This window comes from Nitrosomonas oligotropha, assembly GCF_900106555.1.
In the GTDB taxonomy this organism is placed as follows: Bacteria; Pseudomonadota; Gammaproteobacteria; order Burkholderiales; family Nitrosomonadaceae; genus Nitrosomonas; species Nitrosomonas oligotropha_A.
Window position 1 is genome coordinate 1 of sequence record NZ_FNOE01000079.1, and the last position, 1,505, is coordinate 1,505.

The 1,505-nt window shown below is 44.1% G+C and carries 2 protein-coding genes and 1 pseudogene; 1 reads left to right on the top strand and 2 read right to left on the bottom strand.

Features of this window, described 5'->3' with window-relative positions; translation table 11 throughout:
• Nucleotides 1-80 precede the first annotated feature (80 nt).
• Nucleotides 81-753: pseudogene (locus tag BLU57_RS15695) on the top strand (transposase).
• A 6-nt stretch (nucleotides 754-759) separates the two neighbouring features.
• Here BLU57_RS15695 and BLU57_RS15700 read toward each other — a convergent pair.
• Entirely contained in the window at nucleotides 760-1,182 is a 423-nt protein-coding gene (locus tag BLU57_RS15700) for a hypothetical protein (protein ID WP_090322950.1), read from the bottom strand.
• A 92-nt stretch (nucleotides 1,183-1,274) separates the two neighbouring features.
• Entirely contained in the window at nucleotides 1,275-1,499 is a 225-nt protein-coding gene (locus BLU57_RS16990) for an integrase core domain-containing protein (RefSeq protein ID WP_176776480.1), read from the bottom strand.
• Nucleotides 1,500-1,505: the final 6 nt, after the last annotated feature.

The window sequence follows — 1,505 nt, forward strand, 5'->3', positions numbered from 1 at the left end:
AAGCCTCATAAGAGTTTGAATAATGCCACCCCTTATGAAATACTCAACGCTTATTTCTATCAACCTCTCTGTAAACAACCCTGAGATTTCTTACAGGTGATGGAAATTACGAAACTCAATATCAACAGATTGAGCACTGCCTGCCGCGTCAGCGTGGCAACGTCAGCCATTCCATCTGCAAGTTCTCAATGTCATTCTTTACGTTGCCGAGCATGGCTGCAAGTGGCGAGGACTGCCCAAGCGATTCGCCAACTGGCATGCCATCTATACCTGCATGAATCGCTGGGCAAAGAGTGGTGTCCTGAGCCATGTATTTGGGCAACTTCAGCATCAGCAAATCATCCGTATCCGCATTGAAGCTGTTTCGCTGGACAGCACCAGCATCAAAGTCCATCTCGAGGTGGATGGACCACCAAAATTCATCTGGTTGCCGCAGATTCCAGAACAACCATAAGCTTTGCCCTCTCGCCCGGTTGCGCCCACCTACCTGCTGATGGATCGTGCTTATGAGGGCGACCAAACCCGGCTACTGGCACTAGATTTGGGTTACATCCCGGTTGTTCCACTCAGGCTAATCGTTTATCGCCTTGGGAATACAACCGTGCCATGTACAGAAAGCGCAACGAGATCGAACGATTGTTCAGAAGACTCAGGGGATTGCGCCGTATCTTCTCCAGGTTCGATAAGCTCGATGTCGTCTTCATCTCCTTCATCTCCTTCACCTTCATCGTTGAAGCCCTCAGATTGTGTTAACAGGCCCTAGAAACTATAGGTAATTTTGCCATTTCCGTCAGTGTTAATGACGTTTGCAGAGCCTTCTACGGTAACTTTTGTTTTACCAATAAGCTTAGTTTTTAGCTTAAATTCCAATCTCTGATTTATCCTTACATTCGGCGGCGACTGAAATTCGGTTCCACCGGTCGAGGTAATTTTGATTGAATAAGCAGCATCAGGGGATTCAAACCAAATTGTACAGTGAGCGGTAATGCCGTAACCATGCTCTTCCACTTCATATTTACATTTTCCATTGGAATCCAAATGAAATGGAAAATTTGCTTCGCCACTTTTCATAAGTGCTAAAGGTGCTGCTGGTTCGATAAGCGTTCCTTTTAAATCTGCTTCAACTGTGTCACTCATACCTTGCTTAATCGAATTGAATAAAGTTTTTAATGCCTTTTCCATTGTTTTCTCCAAGAAATATTTTTAATGATACGCATCATCAGTAACGCCTAGTTAAAAATCAAATAAATTTAATTGATTAGTTGTAAGAAACCTCAGGGTTGTTTACAGAGAGGTTGATTGAAATAAGCGTTGAGTATTTCATAAGGGGTGGCATTATTCAAACTCTTATGAGGCTTAACGGTATTGTAGAAATTAATGAAACGGAGAAGCTGAATGCGTCGATCGGCACAGTCTTTAAAGTGAATCTTGCTGTGCCACATATCCATCAGGGTGCGGATAACCCGCTCAGCTTTCCCGTTGGTTTGCGGACGATTGATACGGGT

Excerpts from the sequence above, each read along its gene's own strand:
- BLU57_RS15700 (WP_090322950.1), bottom strand. The coding sequence starts at position 1,182 with ATGGAAAAGGCATTAAAAACTTTATTCAATTCGATTAAGCAAGGTATG.